15 protein-coding genes are annotated in these 21,308 nt (G+C 71.1%); 3 read left to right on the forward strand and 12 right to left on the reverse strand.

From position 1 onward, the window contains the following. Window positions 1–4: 4 nt before the first annotated feature. From OHB49_RS09775 to OHB49_RS09815, 9 genes are all read right to left on the reverse strand, one after another. Entirely contained in the window at window positions 5–1,048 is a 1,044-nt protein-coding gene (locus OHB49_RS09775; protein WP_329159516.1) for an aldo/keto reductase, read from the reverse strand. Further along, window positions 1,045–4,935 (reverse strand): ABC transporter ATP-binding protein, encoded by a 3,891-nt coding sequence (locus tag OHB49_RS09780; RefSeq protein WP_329159518.1) that lies wholly within the window; start codon window positions 4,933–4,935, stop codon window positions 1,045–1,047. The genes OHB49_RS09775 and OHB49_RS09780 overlap by 4 nt, the downstream gene beginning before the upstream one ends. Continuing rightward, window positions 4,932–6,317, reverse strand: coding sequence for an LLM class flavin-dependent oxidoreductase (locus tag OHB49_RS09785; RefSeq protein ID WP_329159520.1), 1,386 nt, complete (start codon window positions 6,315–6,317; stop codon window positions 4,932–4,934). Before OHB49_RS09785 ends, OHB49_RS09780 begins: the two co-directional genes overlap by 4 nt. Then, window positions 6,301–7,122, reverse strand: a complete 822-nt coding sequence (locus tag OHB49_RS09790; RefSeq protein WP_329159521.1) for an ABC transporter ATP-binding protein — start codon at window positions 7,120–7,122, stop codon at window positions 6,301–6,303. The genes OHB49_RS09785 and OHB49_RS09790 overlap by 17 nt, the downstream gene beginning before the upstream one ends. Beyond that, window positions 7,098–8,027 carry an ABC transporter permease gene (locus OHB49_RS09795; RefSeq protein ID WP_329159522.1) on the reverse strand — a complete coding sequence of 310 codons (930 nt, stop codon included), beginning with the start codon at window positions 8,025–8,027 and terminating at the stop codon, window positions 7,098–7,100. Before OHB49_RS09795 ends, OHB49_RS09790 begins: the two co-directional genes overlap by 25 nt. After that, window positions 8,024–9,088, reverse strand: coding sequence for an ABC transporter substrate-binding protein (locus OHB49_RS09800; protein ID WP_329159524.1), 1,065 nt, complete (start codon window positions 9,086–9,088; stop codon window positions 8,024–8,026). The genes OHB49_RS09795 and OHB49_RS09800 overlap by 4 nt, the downstream gene beginning before the upstream one ends. A gap of 77 nt (window positions 9,089–9,165) precedes the next feature. After that, window positions 9,166–9,678: a flavin reductase family protein gene (locus OHB49_RS09805; protein WP_329159526.1), complete on the reverse strand. Its 513-nt coding sequence runs from the start codon at window positions 9,676–9,678 to the stop codon at window positions 9,166–9,168. Window positions 9,679–10,035: 357 nt separating this feature from the next. Then, complete coding sequence (locus OHB49_RS09810; protein ID WP_030978219.1) at window positions 10,036–11,289, reverse strand: ROK family transcriptional regulator; 1,254 nt, start codon at window positions 11,287–11,289, stop codon at window positions 10,036–10,038. Window positions 11,290–11,657: 368 nt separating this feature from the next. Continuing rightward, the gene (locus OHB49_RS09815) at window positions 11,658–12,485 is read right to left on the reverse strand and encodes an ArsR/SmtB family transcription factor (protein ID WP_329166423.1); all 828 of its coding nucleotides are present in this window, start codon (window positions 12,483–12,485) and stop codon (window positions 11,658–11,660) included. Window positions 12,486–12,690: 205 nt separating this feature from the next. Between OHB49_RS09815 and OHB49_RS09820 the strand changes: the two genes are divergently transcribed. Further along, entirely contained in the window at window positions 12,691–15,108 is a 2,418-nt protein-coding gene (locus OHB49_RS09820) for an endonuclease/exonuclease/phosphatase family protein (protein ID WP_329159528.1), read from the forward strand. Between the two features lie 144 nt (window positions 15,109–15,252). Here the strand turns inward: OHB49_RS09820 and OHB49_RS09825 are convergent, their stop codons facing one another. The 3 genes from OHB49_RS09825 to OHB49_RS09835 all read right to left on the reverse strand — a co-directional run bounded on the left by OHB49_RS09825 (window position 15,253) and on the right by OHB49_RS09835 (window position 17,804). Next, on the reverse strand, window positions 15,253–16,170 hold the full coding sequence (locus tag OHB49_RS09825) for an alpha/beta fold hydrolase (RefSeq protein WP_329159530.1): 918 nt from the start codon (window positions 16,168–16,170) through the stop codon (window positions 15,253–15,255). A gap of 21 nt (window positions 16,171–16,191) precedes the next feature. Further along, window positions 16,192–17,445, reverse strand: coding sequence for a beta-ketoacyl-[acyl-carrier-protein] synthase family protein (locus tag OHB49_RS09830; protein ID WP_443079653.1), 1,254 nt, complete (start codon window positions 17,443–17,445; stop codon window positions 16,192–16,194). Between the two features lie 125 nt (window positions 17,446–17,570). Further along, window positions 17,571–17,804 carry an acyl carrier protein gene (locus tag OHB49_RS09835; RefSeq protein ID WP_030978229.1) on the reverse strand — a complete coding sequence of 78 codons (234 nt, stop codon included), beginning with the start codon at window positions 17,802–17,804 and terminating at the stop codon, window positions 17,571–17,573. A gap of 356 nt (window positions 17,805–18,160) precedes the next feature. Here OHB49_RS09835 and OHB49_RS09840 point away from each other — a divergent pair, with 356 nt between their 5' ends. Both OHB49_RS09840 and OHB49_RS09845 read left to right on the forward strand, forming a co-directional pair. Continuing rightward, window positions 18,161–19,798 carry an N-acetylmuramoyl-L-alanine amidase gene (locus OHB49_RS09840; protein WP_329159532.1) on the forward strand — a complete coding sequence of 546 codons (1,638 nt, stop codon included), beginning with the start codon at window positions 18,161–18,163 and terminating at the stop codon, window positions 19,796–19,798. Between the two features lie 295 nt (window positions 19,799–20,093). Beyond that, on the forward strand, window positions 20,094–21,134 hold the full coding sequence (locus OHB49_RS09845) for a hypothetical protein (RefSeq protein ID WP_329159534.1): 1,041 nt from the start codon (window positions 20,094–20,096) through the stop codon (window positions 21,132–21,134). The last annotated feature ends 174 nt before the right edge of the window (window positions 21,135–21,308 follow it).

The following is a 21,308-nucleotide window of genomic DNA, read 5'->3' on the forward strand; positions in this document are numbered from 1 at the left end:
GGCGCTACGCGGACCTGGCGGACCGGCGGCGCAGCGCGGGGTCGGTCAGCGCGGCCGGTTGGTAACCGGCGTCGCGGGACGACAGGTTGGTGCCGGGAGGCACGATCTTGTCGATCTGATCGAGAAGGTCCCCGCTCAGCCGCACCTGGTCCGCGCCGAGCTGGCCCGCCAGCTGTTCGAAGGTCCGCGGGCCGATGATGGCGGAGGTGACCGCCGGGTGCTCAAGGACGAACGCCAGGGCCAGCTGTACGAGGGTCAGCCCGGCGTCCTCGGCCAGCCGGGCGAGGGCTTCGGCGGCGTCGAGCTTGGCGTTGTTCTCCGGGGACGCGATGTCGAAGCGCTCCGCCTGCCGTTCGGCACGGCTGGAGACGGGCTGGCCCGACCCCTTGCGGTAGCGGCCGGTCAGCCAGCCGCCGGCGAGCGGGCTCCAGGAGAGCACCGCGAGTCCGTACCGCTGGGCGACGGGCAGCACCTCGCGTTCGATGCCGCGGGCGAGCAGCGAGTACGGGGGCTGCTCGGCCACGACGCGTTCGCGGCCGCGGCGCTCCGCGATCCACTGGCCCTCGACGATCGCGGACGGTTCGAAGGTGGACGTACCGATGTAGCGGATCTTGCCCTGGTGCACCAGGTCGGAGAGGGCACCGAGCGTCTCGTCGAAGTCGGTGTCCGGTTCGGGGCGGTGCACCTGGTAGAGGTCGATCCAGTCGGTGCCCAGTCGGCGCAGGCTGTTCTCGACCTCGCGGATGATCCAACGGCGGGAGTTTCCCTGCTCGTTGGGGTCGTCGCCGAGGCTGCCGTGGAACTTGGTGGCGAGCACGACGTTGTCGCGGCGGCCCCCGGCGAGCGCCTTGCCGACGATGGTCTCCGACTCACCGGCGGAGTACACGTCGGCGGTGTCGACGAAATTGATGCCGGAGTCCAGGGCGTGGTGGATGATCCGGATGCTGTCGTCGTGGTCCGTGTTGCCGCGGGCGCCGAACATCATGGTGCCCAGACAGAGCGGGCTGACCTTCACTCCCGTGCGTCCGAAGTTGCGGTACTCGGTCATCGTGCACTCTCCTTGACGAGTTCGTTGATCTGCGGATGGCCGTCGGCCGGGGCCGGGTCGCCGCTCTGACGGAAGGCATCCCAGAGGCGGCGGTACGGCCCGGCGGCGGCGAGCAGTTCGGCATGGGTGCCGGTCTCGACGACGGTTCCCGCGTCGAGGACCACCACCCGGTCCGCGCGGGCCGCCGTCGTCAGCCGGTGGGCGACGACGACGGTGGTACGCCGGCGGGCCAGCACATGTGTCGCGGCGGCGACCCGGCGTTCGGTGGCCAGGTCCAGCGAGGCGGTCGCCTCGTCGAGCAACAGGACGTCCGGGTCGACGAGTTCGGCCCGGGCGAGGGCCAGCAGCTGGCGCTGTCCGGCGGAGAGGTTGCGGCCGCGCTCCCCCACCGGCTGGAGGTAGCCCAGTCGCAGCCCGGCCACCATCTCGTGGGCACCGACCGCGCGGGCCGCCGCCTCCACCTCGGTGTCGGTGGCGTCCGGGCGCCCGTACGCGATCGCGTCCCGGACCGTGCCGCTGAACAGATGCGCCTCCTGCGGCACCACGCCCAGTCTGCGGCGGAAGCCGGGCAGGTCGAGCTCGCGCAGATCGTGCCCGTCGACGCGGACCGTGCCCGCCGACGGGTCGTAGAACCGGGCGAGGAGTTTGACGACGGTCGACTTGCCCGCGCCCGTCGCCCCGACCAGGGCGACGGTCTCGCCCGGTGCGATACGCAGACAGACACCGTGCAGGACCTGCCGGCCGCCGCCGCCCGCGTATCCGAAGGAGACCGAGTCGAGTTCGATCTCCCCGCGCAGCTTCCCGACCGGCCGTGCGTCGTCGGCGGGCGGGGTGCCGGTGGGCGTCTGCATCAGCGTCCGGAGCCGGCCCAGGCCGACGACGGCCTGCTGATAGCCGTCGAAGACCTGGGAGAGCTGCTGGATCGGCGAGAAGAACAGCTCGACGTAGAGGAGGAAGGCGATGAGGGTGCCCGCGCTCAGTGCTCCCGAGCGGACCTGTCCCGCGCCGACGGCCAGTACGGCTGCCGTGGACAGGGTGCCGAGGAACTCGACGAACGGGAAGAACGTGCCCATGTAGCGCTGGGCGCGCAGTCTGGAGTCCCGGAAGGACCAGGCCAGTTCGGCGAAGTCGCGGGCGTTGCGGCGCTCGCGGCGGAACGCCTGGGTCACGCGGATGGCGGTGACGTTCTCCTGGAGGCAGGCGTTGACCGCGCTGATCCGTTCCCTGGCCTCGCGGTAGGCGGGGACCGAGTGGTGGCGGAAGAGGGCGGTCGCGGCGATCAGCAGCGGCAGTGCGGCCAGCAGCACCAGGGCGAGCTCCGCGTCGATCACCAGCAGCGTGACCAGGACGCCGAGGACGGTCAGCAGGCTCACCACCGCGGTGATCAGACCGGTCTGCAGGAAGTTCGACAGGGCGTCCACGTCGGTGGTCATCCGGGTCATGATCCGGCCGCCGAGCTCGCGCTCGTAGTAGTCGAGGCCGAGCCGCTGCAGCTGCGCGAAGGTTTTCACACGCAGGGTGTAGAGGAGGCGTTCGCCGGTGCGTCCGGTGGTACGGACCTGGGCCACGCCGATCAGCCAGTTCGCGGCGACGACGAGGGCCGCGGCAGCGGCGGCGGCCAGCAGGACGCCCCCGGCGTGGTGGGCGACGCCGTGGTCGACGCCTTGTCTCACCAGGACGGGCACGGTGATCTGGGCGAGGGCGTCCAGGGCGACCAGGACCAGGCCGAGCAGCAGCGGCAGGCGGAACGGGCGGAGCAGCGTGCCGAGGTGGAAGGCCGGGTCGGCGGCGACGGCCTGCCCGGTCGGTACCTGCGGGTCGGCGGCGGGCAGGGGGAGCCGGGCGAGCCCGGCGATGAGTTCGGCGCTGGGCGGGGCGGAGCCGAGGACCCCGCCGCCGGGCCCGCCACGCCCCGGCCCGGAGGTGGCCGCCGCCTCGGCGAGGGCCTGGGCGGCGCGGACGGCGGTGCCTTCGAGCTGGTCCGACGGGGAGTCGTCGGGGCGGTGCCACAGGTGGGGGGTGAGGGTGCCGCCGGCCGGTTCCGGCACGTCCGCTGCGGGCTCGGCTCCATCCGCGGCCGTCACGCCCTCCGTGTCCTCGGCCGCGGCCTCCGCCGTCGCTTCCGCCGTCGCTTCCGCCGTCGAGAGCAGGTTACGGAACAGGCCCGACCTGGACCGGAGTTCGTCGAGGGTGCCGGTGTCGACGATCCGGCCGTCGTCGAGGACGGCGATCCGGTCGGCGAGTTCCAGGGTCGATCTGCGGTGCGCGACGATCAGCGTGGTGCGGCGCCGGGTGTCCTCGCGCAGCCTGTGGTGGATCTGTGACTCCACCCGGGCGTCGATGGCCGACGTGGCGTCGTCGAGGACGAGGACCGCCGGGTCGCCGATGAGCGCGCGGGCGAGAGCCATCCGCTGGCGCTGTCCCCCGGAGAGGGTGAGGCCCTGTTCCCCGACGACGGTGTCGTACCCCTGCGGCAGCCGTTCGATGAACTCGTCGGCCCGGGCGATCCGGGCCGCCGCCCGCACCTGCTCGTCAGTCGCGTCCGGGACGCCGTACGCGATATTGGCGCGCACGGTGTCGGAGAGCAGCAGGCTCTCCTCGAAGACGAAGCCGATCCGGGAGCGCAGGGACGCCAGGGCGAGTTCGCGGACATCGCTGCCGCCCACCCGTACGGAACCTGCCGGAACGTCGTAGAACCGGGGCAGCAGGGCCGCCGCAGTCGACTTCCCGGAGCCGGCCGGACCGATCAGGGCCAGCGTCTCGCCCGGGCGGATGTCCAGGCTGAAGTCGCGGAGCAGCGGTGCGCCGTCCCCGAATCCGAAGGTGACGTTCCGCCAGGAGAGGGCCGGGGGTTCGTCGGGCAGTTCCCGGGCGTGCGGCGCGTCGGTGATCACCGGTGCTTCGTCGACGACCTCCAGGACCCGTTCGGCGCCGGCCCGTGCCTGCTGCCAGACGGTGAGGAGGGTCGCCACCTGGCGGACCGGGGTGACGAAGGAGCCGAGGTAGGTGGTGAAGGCGAGAAAGGTGCCCAGGGAGATCCGGCCGTGCAGGGCCATCCAGCCGCCGAGAGCGAGGACGGCGACCTGGCCGAGGGCCGGGACCGCCTGGAGAGCGGGGTTGTAGCGGCTGGTGAACCCGACGACCCGCAGCCGCGAGGCGAAGAGCTTGCGGGCGCGCTGTTCCAGCCCGGCGAGTTCGCGCTGTTCCTGGCCGAAGCCCTTCACCACGCGGACGCCGGTGACGGTCGCCTCGACGGTGGAGGCGACCTCGGCGGCCTCCTGCTGGGCGTGCCAGTTGGCGGGGAAGAGGTCGCGGCGCGAGCGCAGGGCGATCAGCCAGAGCAGCGGTCCGACGACGAGGGCGACGACGGTCAGCAGCGGTGACAGGAGCGCCATGAAGACCAGCGAGAAGAGGAACATCAGGGCGTTGCCCGTGAGGTTGGGCAGGAACTGCAGCAGTGTCTGGATGAGCGTGATGTCCGAGATGGACCGGCTCACCACCTGCCCGGTCCGCAGCTCGTCCTGCTGGGCTCCGCCGAGCCGCAGCAGCGCGGCGAACGCGTCGTTGCGGAGGTCGTACTGCACGCCGAGGGAGAGCCGGCCGGAGCGGTAGCGCCGGGTGAAGCTCGCCCCGAAGCGGACCGCGCCGATGGCGGCGAGGAGAACCGTCCACGGGAGCAGCGAGGCAGTGGTGCCGGCTGCCACCCCGTCCACCACGTGCCGCAGGACGAGTGGCAGCGTGGCGGTGGCCACGGCCGCGATCACGGCGGCGCCGAAGGCGAGGAGCAGGTCGGTCCGGTGGCGCAGACAGTAGCCCAGCAGCCGCCGCGCCCAGCCGGGCGGCGGCTGCCGGTGCGTACCGGTTTCCGGGTTCGTACAGTCCGTCACCGGACCTCCGCCAGACCGATGCCGAAGTGGCCCTCGCCGCGGTCGACGGTCTCGAACAGCCGGTTGGCGGGCCGCGGCAGCCCGTAGTGGCCGCGCAGCGTGCGGGCGGTGTACTCGGTGCGGAACAGGCCGCGTTCCTGGAGGATCGGCACCACCCGGTCCACGAAGACCTCCAGGCCGGACGGGAGCACGGCGGGCATGATGTTGAAGCCGTCGGCGGCCCCGCTGTCGTACCAGTGCTCGATGGTGTCGGCGACCTGCTCGGCCGTTCCGGCGAACGTACGGTGTCCGCGCCCGCCCCCGAGCCGCCCGATCAACTGGCGTACGGTCAGCTTCTCGCGCCTGGCGAGCTCCACGATGAGCGTGTAGCGGCTCTTCGCGCCCTCGATCTCGTCCTCGGTGGGGATGTCCTCGGGCAGCTGCGCGTCGAGGTCGAGGTCGTCGGGGGCGATCCTCAGCCGCTGGGCGAGCTGCCGCTTCGCGTACTCGGGGACGATCAGTTCCTCCAACTCGGCGTCCAGGGCCCGGGCTTCGGTCTCCGTGTCACCGATGACGGGAACGATGCCGGGCAGGATCTTGATGCCGTCCGGGTTGCGTCCGATGGCCTCCGCGCGCTGCTTGACGTCCTTGTAGAAGGCGATGCCCTCCTCCAGGGTCTGCTGGGCGGTGAAGACGGCTTCCGCGTACCGCGCCGCGAAGTCCTTGCCGTCCTCGCTGGAGCCGGCCTGCACCAGCAGCGGGTAGCCCTGCGGCGGGCGTTGCACGTTGAGCGGGCCGTCGACCCGGAAGTACTCACCGGTGTGCTCGATCCGCCGCACCCGCTCGGCCAGGGCGTGCACGCCGCGTTCCTTGTCGGCGATCACGGCGTCGTCCGCCCAGCTGTCCCAGAGTTTGGTCGACACCTCGACGAACTCGGCGGCCCGGCGGTAGCGGTCGCGGTGCAGCGGGGTGTCGTCGAGGCCGAAGTTGCGGGCCGCGTCGGCGCCGGCCGTGGTGACGATGTTCCAGCCGGCCCGGCCGCCCGAGATGTGGTCCAGCGAGGCGAACCTGCGGGCCAGGTTGTACGGCTCGTTGTAGCTGGTCGACGCGGTGGCGATGAGGCCGATGTGCTCGGTGGCCCCGGCCAGCGCGGTCAGCAGGACGGTGGGCTCCAGCTTGGCGGCCGGCCGGCGTCCGGGGTCGCCCATCAGGACGGGGCTGTCGGCGAGGAACAGCGAGTCCAGCCTGCCGCGTTCGGCGATCCGGGCCAGGTTCTTGTAGTGCTCGATGTCCGAGTTCGCCTCGCCCGGGCTCTCGGGCAGACGCCAGGACGCTTCGTGATGGCCGGTGGACATCAGGAAGGCGTTCAGGTGGAGCGGCTTGCGGTCAGGCTTGCGGGACATGGGTTTCCTTCGCTTCGGAACGGGTCTGGGGCTGTGTCACGCCGAGCGCGGTGAGCAGGGTGTCGCGGTACTCCTGGAACCGGGGGTCGCGTCGCGAGCGCGGGGTCGGCAGGTCGACGGTGAGGTCGACCGAGATCCGCCCGTCCTCCAGGACCAGCACCCGGTCGGCGAGTTCGACGGCCTCGTCGACGTCATGGGTGACCAGCAGCACCGCGGGGCGGTGGCGCTCGTACAGTTCACGCAGCAGGCCGTGCATCTTGATCCGGGTGAGGGCGTCGAGGGCCCCGAACGGCTCGTCGGCCAGGAGGAGTTCGGGTTCGCGGACGAGCGCCCGGGCCAGGGCGGCCCGTTGCTGTTCGCCACCGGAGAGTTCATGGGGCCAGGACCGGCCGCGGCCCTCCAGACCGACCTCGGCGAGGGCGGTCAGTCCGCGTTCACGCACCTTGGGGCCGCGCAGACCGAGTACGACGTTGTCGAGCACCCGGAGCCAGGGAAGCAGCCGGGAGTCCTGGAAGGAGAGCGAGACCCGGTCCGGGACGGTGAGTTCGCCGGAGCCTTCGACGGTGTGGTCGAGCCGGGCCACGGCCCGCAGGAGGGTGGACTTGCCGGAGCCGCTGCGGCCGAGGAGTGCGGTGAACTCCCCCGGCGCCACGGTCAGATCGAGTTCCTTGAGTACTTTCCGGTCGCCGAACCGGCGGACCAGGTTCCTGGTCCGTACCGCCACCGGCCGTATCGCGGTTCCGGTCCCGGTCCCGGTCCCGTTCTCCTCGTGGGTGCCGGTCAGCCCGCCAGAGTGCGTCGCCATGACAGGGCCCTCCTCTCGACGGCGCGTACCGCCGCGTCCGAGGCGAAGCCGAAGATCCCGTAAGCCACCAGCCCCACGATGATCACGTCGGACTGGGCGTACTGCTGGGCCTGGAACATCATGTAGCCGATGCCGCTCGTGGCATTGATCTGCTCGACCACGATCAGGCCGAGCCAGGACGCGGTGACGCCGAGCCGCAGACCGACGAAGAAGCCGGGCAGCGAGCCGGGTACGACGACCTTGCGGATGAACTGCCGGCGGCTCAGGTCGAGCCCCTCCGCGAGTTCGACGTACCTGCTGTCGATTCCGGTCAGCGAGGAGTACGTATTGATGTACATGTTCACCGCGACGCCGAGCGCGATCACGGTGACCTTCATCTGCTCACCGATGCCGAGCCAGAGGATGAGCAGCGGGAGCATCGCCAACGACGGGATGGCGCGCTTGATCTGGAGCGGCCCGTCGAGGAGGTACTCACCGGTGCGGCTCAGACCGGCGGCCACGGCCAGGATCACCCCGGCGGCCACCCCGAAGAAGAGGCCGAGGCCGGCTCGTTGGAGCGAGATCAGCACATTGTCCTGGAGGCGGCCGCTCTGGATCAGGTCCGTCGCGGTGGACACCACGGCGCCGGGTCCGGACAGGATCCGGGGATCGAGATAGCCGGCGGCGGAGGCTCCCCACCACACGGCGACCACGAGCACCGGGCCGATCAGCCGGCCGAAGGGGAGGGACCGGCCCGGGCCGAGCCGCCTTCGGGTGGAGCGGGCGACGGCGACGGCCGGCGCCGCGGGAACGGTGAGGGAGACGGCGGCCGGCCCCTGCGGACCCTGCGCCCGGTGCGCGTCCGGCGAGCCGTTCGGCGCGGCGGTCCCTGCCGCCGGGTGTGCCTTCGACAGCAGCTCGGTCATGACGTCTCCCGATACCTGGCCGGTACGGCCTTCGCCGCGAGCCCCTCGAAGCGGCGGTCGAACAGCCCGGAGACGTCCTGCTTCGGTACGAAGCCGCCCTCGGCCATCAGGTCGGCGGTCTCCTGCTCCCACGCGATCGCCTTGTCCCAGCTCACCGGGAACTGAGGCTCGTGCAGGGAGGCGACGATGCGCTTGCCGTCCGCCTTCGTCACGCCCTGGTCCTTGACGTAGTACGTGTCGATCCACTCGTCGGTGTTCTCCCACGCCCAGACCAGGCCGCGGGACCACAGCGGGACGAAGTTGCGGATGGCCGCGGCCTTCGCCTTGTCGTTCAGCACCTCGTCGGGTGCCCACAGGACGGAGAGCAGGTCCACCACATCGGTGGTCACTCCGCGGGCGCCGTCCTTGGCGTACTGGCTGAGGTACTTGGTCAGTGTCGGCTCGCCCAGCGGGGCCACATCGACCTGCTTGGACTGCAGCGCGGTCAGGAACTGGGTGCTGGGTAGGGCGACCAGCTCGACATCGGTGTTCTTCAGGCCGGCCTTCTTCAGGGCCCGCAGCACGACGACGCCCTGCGCCTGCCCCTGGGAGAAGCCGATCTTCTTGCCGCGGAAGTCCTCCACCGTTCTGATGCCGGAGCCGGGGGCGGTCGCGAAGACATAGGACGGGTGGTTGCGCACCTGTACCGCGACGATCTTCGCTCCGACGCCGATGGCCTCGGCCTGGATCGGCGGTATTCCGGCATTGGCCGCCAAGTCGATGGAATGCGCCCGGAATCCCTGGATGATGTCGGGCCCGGCGCTCAGATTCGGCCACTGCGAAACGGTGAACGCGAGATCCTTCTGCAAACCGGCCGGCCCCAGTTGAAGGTGTGTGGTGCGTACGGCGATCGACAGCTTGGTGCCTGGCGGCGGAGCACCGGAGGGAAGCTTTCCGGCAGGCTCCGCACTGGCGACCGTCCTTGCCTGCGGAGAGCAGGCGGCGAGGCCCAGGATCGCCCCGCCCGTTAGGGCGAGGAACGACCGGCGGCCGACTGCGTGGCGTACATCGTTGCGTGGCATGGTGAATTCCCGATCAGTGGTCATGAGAAGTCGCTGGAGGTGCCGAGCGGTCGCGAGGCAGCGAGTCGTCTCGGCGGTCAGAGGGTGTGGTACGTGCCGTTGTGGAAGAGGAGCGGACTGCGCCCCTCGTCGAGCCAGGAGTCCACGACCCGTGCGATGACGATGCGATGGTCGCCCGCCGGGACGGTCTGCTCGATCTCCAGCCGCAGCCAGCCGGCCACCCCGTCGAGCACCGGTTCGCCCTGCGGCAGCCGCCGCCAGCCGGTCGGTGCGGCGAACCTGTCGATCCCGCTGGTGGCGAACGTCGTTGCCAGCGAACGCTGTTCGGCGCCGAGGAAGTTGACGACGGCCGTGTCGGCACGCTCGATGTGGGGCCAGGACGAGGTGGTGGTCCCGATCCCGAAGGAGACCAGTGGCGGGTCGAGCGACAGCGACGCGAGCGAAGTCGCGGTGAAACCGACGGGTCCGTGGCCGGCGTCGGCGGTGACGACCACCACACCGGCCGGATAGCGGCGGAAGGCCTGCTTGAACCGGTCCGGGGCAATGCCCGTCGTGGCCGTCGCAGGATATGAGGGCACAGTGACAGTCAACGTCTCTCCCGAGTCGGAAAAGGGCGGAGGGAATGGAGAAGGGAAAAGACAGGAGGGGGGAGGGATGCCAGGAGAATTCTGCGCAAGTACTGGAGCGCAGGCCTGATCGAGGCAGCGCGCATCCACGCGTAACCGTTCGCGAAAATCAGCGGGTGGTTATCGGCAACCCGGACAGGAGCGACAACAGGAACGCCGGACGGCGATACGTACCGGCGCGGCCGCGCGGCGGTGGCACGCCGCTGAGGGCGCGTACCGGGAATTCCGCTGCTGGCTGGTCATGAATCCATCATCCCGTTCGGGCTCGGGCCCGGTCAACAATGCAACTTCCTGAATTAAGTCGAATACCGTGCCGCTCCGTCAGGACACCGCGGGCAGCGCGGGCCAAGGGCCGAGCGGGTCCATGTACAGGGCCCCGAGCGCCACCGCGCCGCCCGCGGTGGCCAGTACGGAGCCGGTGAAGCTGCTCGGCACGACCGCGCGCTCCGGGTCGTCGCAGACCCAGGAGCGTTCCGCGACCTGCTCGCGGAGGTCGGCCAGACACTCCGGGATGCGGCCCGCTCCGGGTTCGACCACGACGAGTACCGCGGGGTCGAACATGTCCAGGAGCAGAGCCGCGGCCCGGCCCACCAGTCCGGCCCGGCGCCGGAACAGCGCCACCGCCCGGGCTTCGCCGGCCAGGGCCTGGTCCAGCAGCTCCTTGAACGAGGCGACCAGCAGCCCCTGTTCGGCCGCGCGCCGCACCATGGCCCGCTCCGACACCTCGGACTGAAGACAGCCGGACCGCCCGCACGAACACGGTTCGGCGCCACCGGATCCGCCTGCTCCGAGCGGGAGATGGGCGATGCTGCCCGCTCCGGAGCGCGGCCCCCGGTGCATGGCGCCCTCGGTGGCGAAAGCAGCGTCCACGACCGCGCCGATGAACAGCAGCACCATGCTGGCCCGGGTCGACGCCTCGCCGAACATCTGCTCGGCCCGCGCCAACGCCCGGGAGTGGCTGTCCACATGGACCGGCAGCCCGGTCGCGGCGGAGAGGACGTCCCGTACCGGCACATCGCGCCAGCCGAGCAGTGGATGTTCCACGATCATCCCGGCGACGGGGTCGACCCGGTGCCCGGTGGCGACGCCGAGGGCCAGCACGGTCCGCCCCGCAGCGCGCGCGGACACCAGGCGGGGCAGGCGCTCGGCGAGGCCTGCGAGCAGCCGGTGCGGGTCCGTGGTGCGGTGCGGCTGCCGGTCCTCGGCGACGATCCGGCCCCGCAGATCCATCAGGGACACGGTCGAGTGCGCCACGGCGATGTGCGCTCCGGCCACCAGGTAGCGGCCGGTGTCGATCTCCACGGGGATGTGCGGCCGCCCGAGCCCCCGGGGGCCTGCGGTCTCCGCGCTCTCCCGGACCAGTCCGCGGGCGAGCAGCTGGCCGACGTGACCGGTCACGGAGGCGGGCGAAAGGCCCGTCAGCCGGGCGACGGTGGACCTGGCGACCGGACCGTGGTCGAGGATCGCGCTCAGCACGGAGCCGGTGCCCGTGACGCGGCGGGCCGGGCCGGCGGCGGGTATGTCGGAACGGAGCAGGGGGGTGGCTCGGCGGGTGGCCGCAGACAGACTCTTCACAGTGTCTTCCAGGTCCTCGGTGGCAGCGGGTGACGCGGTGCGCGCTCATCGGGGAAGGAGCGCGTGGCAGACCGCTGCTGCCGTGCGTGGCACGGTGCGCGGGCTCTGCTTCTCCCGTGGAGAGGAACACCCTGCGAAGATCCGGTGGGCTGCACCCGAGGGTTCGCCTGTGGCCGGTCGCGCGGGCGCCGTACTCTCAGGCCTGGTGACACGCGGCGGAGCACACACGCTTGAGGTCGACATGACCTCGAGTCGTCAGGTGCGCGGATCGCTGCATGGCGGGCAACGTAGCCGGAATGACGTAACCCGGTCAAACCACTGCCCGCATCATGGACAACCATGCGTGGCGAACTGTGCGTTCGGAAGCCTTACGCGGACACGTCCCGGCCCTGGTCGGAGACGAACCTGCCGCCCTCCAGCAGGGTCTTGAGCGTCGAGAGGATCATGATCCAGCCGCCGCTGACACCCTCCAGCATCTTGCTGTCCGGACTGTCGAAGCCATCGTGCGTAATGGTCAGCTTGACGCCCATCGCGGCCTCCTCGGCGGGCTCGATGTCGAACGTGACCTTCGACCGCTCCTTGACCGCCTCGGCCCACTCCTCGTCCGACATGAGACCGAACATCTCGCGGTGCATGGGCTGCAGGGTGTGCCAGGTGTACGAGAGTCGCTTGCCGGGTTCCGCCTCCAGGACCCGCTGGCCGACCTCCTCGAACTCGCCGTCGGGGTCCATCTTCCAGCGGACCGGCGCGCCGACCTCCCAGGTCGACTCGGGGCCGTAACCGCCCATGTAGATCTTGATGAACTCGGGGTCGATCAGCGCCTGGTAGAGCTTCTCCGCCGTGGTCTGGATGTACGTGACGTAGACGAACTCGGGCTTGTCCATGACCGGACTTCCTTCCAGCGTGCGTTTGAGATGGGACAGGGCGGTCATACGGCCGCGCCCGTACCGGCCTATCCAGCGGTCGGCGACTTCCTGGACGGGCACGGGGTTGAGGTGGTGGAGCTTCTCGCGACCCCTGCGGACGGTGGTGACCAGCAGGGCGGACTCCAGGACCGCCAGATGTTTGCTCACCGCCTGCCGGCTCATGGCAAGCCCTTCACTCAGCTCGCGCAGAGTCTGCCCGCCGCGCGCGTTGAGCCGGTCGAGGAGCTGCCGACGGCTCGGATCGGCCAGTGCCTTGAATATCGCGTCCATCGCCGCCGCGGTCGCCATCGCCTCTCCGCTCTCCGGTCGCCGCCGCCACTATAGGCAACCTTTTGGTTGCCTGTCGAGCGACGGGCGGACGACCGGACACCAGGGCGTCGGAACGATTTCTGGAATTAACCTCTGATGCCTTGTCATGGGCGGTTCTACGCGCATAGCTTGTGGCCCCTCATCACACTCTGAGGGGCAGCTGACCGTGCACATATCCAGATCGCGTTCCGTCCTGCTGGCCGGTGCGGTCGCCGTGACCCTCTCGGCGACCGCTCTGCCTGCCGCCTTCGCGGCCCCGTCCTCGACCGCCGTGATCTCCGAGGTGTACGGCGGCGGGGGCAACTCGGGTGCGACGCTCACCCGCGACTTCATCGAGCTGGCCAACGCCGGCTCCGCCGCATACGACCTGTCCGGCTTCAGCGTCCAGTACCTGCCGGGCTCGCCGTCCGCCGGTTCCCTGTGGCAGGTCTCCGCGCTGACCGGATCCGTCGCTCCCGGCGGCCGCTACCTGGTCGCCCAGGCCGCCGGCACCGGCGGCACGGTCGCTCTGCCGACCCCGGACGTCACCGGCACCGTCGCGATGTCCGCCACCAGCGGCACCGTCGCCCTCGTCTCCGGCACCACCCCGCTCACCTGCAAGACCGCGGCCGACTGCGCAGCGGACACCCGCATCGTGGACCTCGTCGGCTACGGCTCCGCGGTCGTACGCGAGGGCAACGGGCCGGTGACCGGTACCTCCGCCACCGCCTCCGTGGCGCGCGCCGCATCGCTCGCCGACACCGACGACAATGCGGCCGACCTGTCCGCGGGGGCCCCGACACCGTTCAACACGGCCGGTGAGACCTCCGGCGGTTCGGGACCGGGCGACCCGGGCAACCCGACCGAGCCCGGCACCGTGCGGGTGCACGACATCCAGGGCACCACCCGCGTCTCGCCGCTGAACGGCCAGTCGGTGACCGGCGTCCCCGGCATCGTCACCGGTGTGCGGACCAGCGGTTCGCGCGGCTTCTGGATCCAGGACGCCACGCCGGACGCGGACCCCCGTACGGGCGAAGGGGTCTTCGTCTTCACCGGCTCCGCCGCACCGGCCGTCGCCGTGGGCGACTCGGTACTGGTCAGCGGCAAGGTGGACGAGTACTACCCGTCGACCACCACCCAGTCGATCACCGAGATCACCGCCCCCAGGGTCACGGTCCTGTCGTCGGGCAACGCGCTGCCCGCACCGGTCGTGCTCAACGCCGCATCGGTACCGGCCGCATACGTCCCCTCGGCGGACGGCGGATCGATCGACGCGCTGGCCCTCGACCCGGCGACGTACGCCCTCGACCTCTACGAGTCGCTCGAAGGCACCCGCGTCGAGATCGCCGACACCCGGGTCACGGGCGCGACGACCGCGTACCACGAGGTCTGGGTGACCATCAAGCCGAAGGAGAACCCGACCCGGCGCGGCGGCACGCTGTACGCCTCGTACACCGACCAGAACACCGGCCGCATCAAGGTGATGTCGCTCGACACCACCCGCCCGGTCCCCGTCGCGAACGTGGGCGACGTGCTGTCCGGCACCACCACCGGTGTCCTGGACTACGACTCCTTCGGCGGCTACAACCTCCAGGCCACCGAGCTCGGCACGCTCACCGACCACCACCTGCGGCGCGAGGTCACCCGGAAGCAGAAGGGCAAGGAGCTCGCGGTCGCCACGTACAACGTGGAGAACCTGGACGCGCTCGACGAGCAGGGCAAGTTCGACACCCTCGCCGCCGGTGTCGCGGTCAACCTCTCCTCGCCCGACATCGTGTCGCTGGAGGAGATCCAGGACGACAACGGTGCGGTGAACGACGGCACGGTCGGCTCCGACGCAACGCTCAAGCGGTTCACCGACGCGATCGTGGCGGCGGGCGGCCCCCGGTACGCGTGGCGCTACATCGCCCCCGAGAACGGCAAGGACGGCGGCGAGCCCGGCGGCAACATCCGTAACGTCTTCCTCTTCAACCCCGAGCGGGTCGACTTCGTGGACCGCCCGGGCGGCGACGCGACCACTGCGGTGACGGCGGTCAGGACGAAGAAGGGCGTCACCCTGTCGGCCTCGCCCGGCCGGATCGCCCCGACCAGCGACGCCTGGGACGACAGCCGCAAGCCGCTGGTCGGCGAGTTCCGCTTCCATGGGAAGCCGGTCTTCGTCATCGGCAACCACTTCGCCTCCAAGGGCGGCGACCAGCCCCTGCACGGCCGCAACCAGGAGCCGACGCGCAGCTCGGAGACGAAGCGGGTGAAGCAGGCGACGGAGGTCAACACCTTCGTCAAGTCGCTGCTGGCGGCGGACAAGTCGGCGCGGGTCATCACGCTCGGCGACCTCAACGACTTCGCGTTCTCGCCCACGATGGCCGCGCTGACCGGCGGCAAGGCGCTCAAGCCGCTGATCACGACACTGCCGAGGAGCGAGCAGTACAGCTACGTGTACGAGGGAAACTCGCAGACACTCGACCACATCCTGGTCAGCCCCGGTGTCCGCCGCTTCGACTACGACGTGGTGCACATCAATGCGGAGTTCGCCGACCAGGCGAGCGACCACGACCCGCAGATCGTGCGCGTGGACGTGAACGCTCCGGACCACGGTCACCACTGACCTGACCGGGCCGACCGGCCGGTATCGGGAGGCGTGCGGGCGTCAGGTGCTGTACGGCCCCGCGCAGCTCTCCCCCGGCTCGGCCGCAGCGTGCGAGGATCCGACGATGCGGTCGAGCCGGGAGCCGCGAAATCACCGGCCGGTTCAACACTTCGGGGCCAACCCGGGGGCCGTCGCGCCGTCCCCCGCCCGGCGCGGGCGTGGCAGCGCGGCGAGCCCCGGGGCGGTTTCGAGGGGGCGGTCGGTGAAGAAGCGGGCCACGAGATCCGCCACGTCGTCGGGGCGTTCGAGGACCACCCAGTGGTCGGACTCCGTGATGGTGAGGAACCGGCTCCCCTCGATGGTGGCGGCGAACTCCCGTTGCTGTGCCGGGGAGCTCACCGTGTCGTGCTCGCCGGCGAAGACCAGAGTGGGTACGCCGGCGAGGCCGCCGGAGAAGTCCGGCGGATCTCCCAGCACCCGGCACAGTGAGTCCGCGGCATGCGGGGAATGGCACAGCGCGTGCAGGAGCGAGCGGCGCACATAGCGCAGCGCCAGCTCCCTGCGGTGGACCGTGCGCTCCGGGTCGAGGCACATCAGCCCCTCGGCGGCGAGGGTCGCGGCGCCCTCGAGGTCACCGGCCTTCAGCCGGTCCTCGACCCGTCGCCAGTGGGCGCGTTGGCTGTCGTCGATGTGGGACGGCACGCCGCCGAGGATCAGCCGGGCGATGCGGCCCGGGTTGCGCTGAGCGCACTGCAGGGCGATCGAGGTGCCGTAGGAGTACCCGAAGAGATTGACCTTCTCCACACCCAGGTCGTCGATGATCCGGGTGAGGGCGGAGCGCATGATCCCGGCACTGGGGACGGCCGGGAGGGCGTCCGCCCCGCCCATGCCGGGCAGGTCGGCGGTCACGACGTCGGCGACTGCCCCCACATGATTGTCCATCTGGGGCCAGCCGAACATTCCCTGGAGTGCGCCGCCGAGGATGACGACCGGTTCGGTGTGTGGTGCGGGCTGCTGCAGGAGCCGGTAGCCGTACCGCAGTCCGTACGCCGACAGCGTCCGGACAGTCTCCTCGGGCATGCGGGGTCTTCCGTTTCTGCGTCAGGCCCTGGTGAGGACGAGTGCGGCGTTGTGGCCGCCGAAGCCGAGCGACGTCTTGACGGCGACGTCGAACACGCTCGGCCGGGCCTCCTTGCTGACCACGTCGACGGGGATCGCCGGGTCGGGCGCGTCGAGATTGACCGTGGGCGGCACGAGTTGGCGCTGGAGCGCGAGCACGGTCAGTGCCGTTTCGATGCCGCCCGCGGCGCCGAGGGTGTGTCCGGTCATCGCCTTGGTCGAGGTGACGAGGGGATGGTCGCCGAGGACCCGGTGGAGCATCGTGCCCTCGATGAGGTCGTTGGCCACCGTCGAGGTGCCGTGGGCGTTGACATGACCGACGTCCGCGCCGTCGACCCCGGCGTCGGCGAGGGCGGTGCGCAGCGCCCGCTCGATGCCCAGCCCTTCGGGGTCGGGGGCGACCGCGGAGTACGCGTCGCTGGACGCCCCGTATCCGGCGATGCGGGCGCGGACCGTGGCCCCGCGGGCACGGGCGTGTTCCGGGCGCTCGAGCACCAGGAGGCCGGCGCCCTCGCCGACGACGAAGCCGTCGCGGTGGGTGTCGAACGGGCGGCAGGCCGTCTCGGGGTCGTCGCGGCGGGTGGAGACGGCCTTCAGCTGGCAGCCGCTGGCGATCAGCAGCCGGGAGCAGACCGATTCGGCGCCGCCCGCGATGACGATGTCGCAGGCGCCGGTGCGCAGCATCTGGTGGGCGGTGCCGATCGCGACGGTGCCGGAGGAGCAGGCGGTGGAGACGGCCTGGCTCGGGCCGCGGGCGCCGAGGTCCGTGGCGACGCTGCTGGCGGCGCCGTTGACGACGGTCAGCGGGGCGAGCTTCGGGGAGACGCGGCGCGCACCGCGCCCGGCGAGAGTGGCGTGCTGCTGGTCGTAGAAGGGCAGTCCGCCATGTGCGGAGCCGATGACGACAGCGACCCGTCCGCTGTCCCAGACCGAGGGATCGAGCCCGGCGTCGGCGACGGCCTCGCGGGCCGCGATGACGGCGAGCTGCGAGAAGCGGTCCATCAGCCGGTACGTGGCCACACCGAGCACGGCCTTCGTATCGAGCCCGGTGATCGTGTACATGAAGTCGCAGGGCAGGTCGGCGAGTTCGGGTCGCCGCAGGACGGAGGGCGCGGTGGCCGCCTCGGAGACGGTGCGCCACGTGGCGTCGGCGCCCACGCCGGCGGAGGTGACCAGACCGATTCCGGTGACGGCGGCGCTGAACGGCTCCGGACGCTGCGGCGGGATCCGACGCACGGCGACCGGACGGGCCACCGGGTGCTCGCCGGCCGGCCGGGCCACCGAGGTCTCGTCGACCGGACGGGCCACCCGATTCCCGATGACCGGCCGGGCCACCAAGCTCTCGGTGGCCGGGCGCGTTGTCACGCGGCCACCTTGCCGTGGATCGTCTCGACCAGCCGGCCCCAGGTGTCCCGCGAGGTCAGCTGGACGTCGTCCAGATCGACCCCCATCCGGTCCTCGATCAGGAGCCGCAGCTCCTCCAGGGCCAGTGAGTCCAGGCGGAGCTGATGGAGCGGCACCTCGGGCGCGATCGCCAGGGGATCGGTGCCGAAGTTCGACACCAGCAAGTCGCTGATCTCTTCTGCTGTGCTCATGGGGCACTCCTCCGCTGTCGTACACGGTGACGCCTGCCGCGCGAGGTGCACGTGCCATCGGGGGACGCCGGCCGGTTCCGGGGGGACCCTTTATACGCCTTCGCGGTGAGGTGTCCGGTCCGCTGTCCCTCGTGCGGTGGTTGACCGTCCAGGTGTACGAATCCACAGTTCCGCACGGAAGGGCCCCGGACTGTCGGCCAACCCCATTGGAGTGAAAGGGAGTTCGACACGCCTGAAGATCATTGTCATGCCCTGGACACATGAATACCTTGGCCGGGCTTCGTGGCCCCCGGCCCACCCCACCAGGGTCCGGGGGCCGTTCGTTCTTCTCTCCCCCCCACAGAGCAGGAGCAGGTATGCCCAGACGAGCCGCAGCCCACACCGGGCGCCGCGCATCCGTCCTCGCGGCCCTCGCCGTCACCGCACTGAGCGCGACCGGCACACCGGCCGCCGCCGCAACGGCCGCACACCTTCCGGCGACACCCGCCGACGGCCGACACACCGTGAACCAGGCGTTCGTGCGGGCGGCCGGAAGGTTCGACGTACCGCGTGATCTGCTCGCCGCCGTCGGCTACGGCGAGACCCATCTCGACGGCCACACCGGGCAACCCAGTCAGGCGAACGGGTACGGCGTGATGCACCTGGCGAGCAATCCCGCGAACCGGTCGCTGGAGAAGGCGGCCGCCATCACCGGCGAGCCGCTGTCCCGGCTGCGGCGGGACACCGCGGCCAACATCCTGGGCGGTGCGGCCGTGCTGCGTTCGTACGCGGACCGGCTGGGCCTGGACGGCGACGAACGCGACGACATCGACGCCTGGTACCCGGCCGTCGCGCAGTACAGCGGCACGACCGGCCGTGCCGCCGCCCGCTACGCCGACACCGTCTACGCGTTCCTGACACACGGGTTCGCCGCCACCGTCCCCGGTGGCGAGCAGATCTCGGTCACCGCACGCCCCGTCGCGCCGGACAAGGGCACCCGCTCCGCAACCGTCGCGCCGGAGAAGCGCACCCTCTCCGCCACCGTCGGACGCGCTCCGATCACCCCTTACCCGTCGGCACTGTGGGTCCCGGCCGACGCACACAACTTCACCGTCGGCCGGACGGCAAAGATCGACAAGGTGATCATCCATGTCACGCAGGGCTCGTACGCGGGCTCCATCAAGTGGTTCCAGGACCCGACGGCCGAGGTGAGCGCCCATTACGTGGTCCGCTCCTCCGACGGGCAGGTCACCCAGACGGTGCGCGACAGCGACACCGCGTACCACGCGAAGGAGGCCAACGCATCGGCGCTCGGCATCGAGCACGAGGGGTACATCGACGACCCGTCCTGGTTCACGGACACGATGTACCGCGCCTCGGCCGCGCTGACCAGTGCGCTGTGCGACAAGTACGGGATCCCGAAGGACCGGACCCACATCATCGGGCACAGCGAGGCGCCGGGCACCGACCACACCGACCCGGGACGGTACTGGGACTGGAACCGCTACATGGGCTTCGTCGAGGGCGACAGCAGCAGCGGGAACGGCGGGAGCAGCACCAGCGGCAGCAGCAGCGACGGGCTGGGGTTCGCCTCGTACCCGCTCCTGCAGAGCGGGGCGTCGGGCGCCCAGGTCACAGCGGTGCAGCAGTTGCTGAACACGCAGGGCTTCGCCGCGGGCGGCGCGGACGGGAGCTTCGGCGCGGCCACGTTGAGCGCGGTGAAGGCGTACCAGACGTCCCACGCGTTGCCCGCGGGCGGCATCGTCGGCCCGAAGACCTGGACCGCGCTGCTGTCGGCCGGCTCCACGCCGACGCTGCGGCAGGGCGACTCGGGCGCCGATGTGAAGCGGCTCCAGCGGTCGCTGACCGCGGCGCTCGGCACCACCGTGGACGCCGTCGGAACCTTCGGTCCCGTCACGGCGGAAGCGGTGCGCACCTACCAGACCCGCCAGGGGCTGGCGGTCACCGGGATCGTGAGCAGCAACACGTGGGCAGCGCTGCACGCAGGGCGCTGAACCCGCGTGCCGGAACACAGCCACTGAACGGCGGCCACGAGAGATGGTGCGCCGGAGGCCGTCCCGGCAAGGCATTCGGATGGAGCGTCAGGTGCCCGACTCCTCTGGCCTGTTGGGCACCTGACTCTGCTCCCGCACAGCGGCTGCGACCCGGCAGCCCTCCGTCCGGCGCGCCGGCGCATAGCCCGCCCCGGCCCGCCCGGACACTCGACCGCTCACCCTCGGAGGACTCGGAGGACACTGGAGACAACCGCCGATATGTGTGGGCCACGGGATGTCACCGAGGAGAGCCGTTGTGAGAGTCGGAGCCGCCCGATCCGCCGCGACCCGGTGGGTCGCCGAGCACGCCCGGACCGATCCCGGGTTCCGCGGTGCGTACTTCAGTGGTTCGACGGTCGGCCTGCCGGACGACGCCGAGCTGTCACCGTCCTCCGACGTCGACATCATGGTCGTCAGGGCCGAGGACAGTCCTCCGGCCAAGCCCGGCAAGCTCCGCTTCCGCGACACGCTCCTGGAGGTCAGCCATCTGCCGTGGGCCGAGCTCTCCTCTGCGGAAGCCGTCCTCTCCTCGTACCACCTGGCCGGGAGCTTCCGCAGGGACACGATCATCGACGATCCGACCGGCCGGCTGCGCGCCCTGCACGCGGACGTCTCCCACCGGTTCGCCGAACCCGCCTGGGTCCGCCGCCGGTGCGAGGACGCCCGCCACCGGGTCGAATCCCGCCTCGCCGCGTTCGACCCCTCCGCACCGTTCCACGAGCAGGTGACCGGCTGGCTGTTCCCGACCGGGGTGACCACCCACGTCCTGCTGGTCGCCGCGCTGCGCAACCCCACCGTGCGCCTGCGCTACGTCGCGGCCCGCGAGGTTCTCGCCGCGTACGGGCACGACCATCTCTACCCCGAGCTGCTGGAACTCCTGGGCTGCGCACGGCTCTCCGCCCCCGTCGTACGGCACCATCTGGACGAGCTGGCCGACACCTTCGACACCACCGCCCGGGTGGCCAGGACGCCGTTCCCCTTCAGCAGCGACATCACCGCGCAGGCACGGCCGATCGCCATCGACGGGAGCCGGTTGCTCATCGACCGGGGCGACCACCGCGAGGCGGTCTTCTGGATCGTCGCCACGTTCGCCCGCTGTCACACCATCCTGTCCGCCGACGCCCCGGAGCTGCACGCCGCGCGCACCCCGGCCTTCCGGGCGGCGGTCGCCGCTCTCGGCATCACGTCCACGGACGATCTTCTCCGCCACGCCGAGGACGTGGGCCGGTTCCTGCCCCGGCTGTGGCGGACCGCCGAGGAGATCCTGGACAAGTCGGTGGGCGCACCGGCCGTTTGAGGGCTCCGGCAGACACCTTCTGCGGGGTGTCCGCACCGACCGGTCGCCTGCTACGTTGCACGCATGTTCCTCCCCCGTGCCTAGGACCCCGCACCGACCGCACCCCGCCACACCGGGTGCGGCACTCCGGCGTCCCTGTACACGCACAGCGCGTGACTCCGCGCTGCCTTCCCG

Origin of the sequence: Streptomyces sp. NBC_01717, from assembly GCF_036248255.1 — a bacterium.
In the GTDB taxonomy this organism is placed as follows: domain Bacteria; phylum Actinomycetota; class Actinomycetes; order Streptomycetales; family Streptomycetaceae; genus Streptomyces.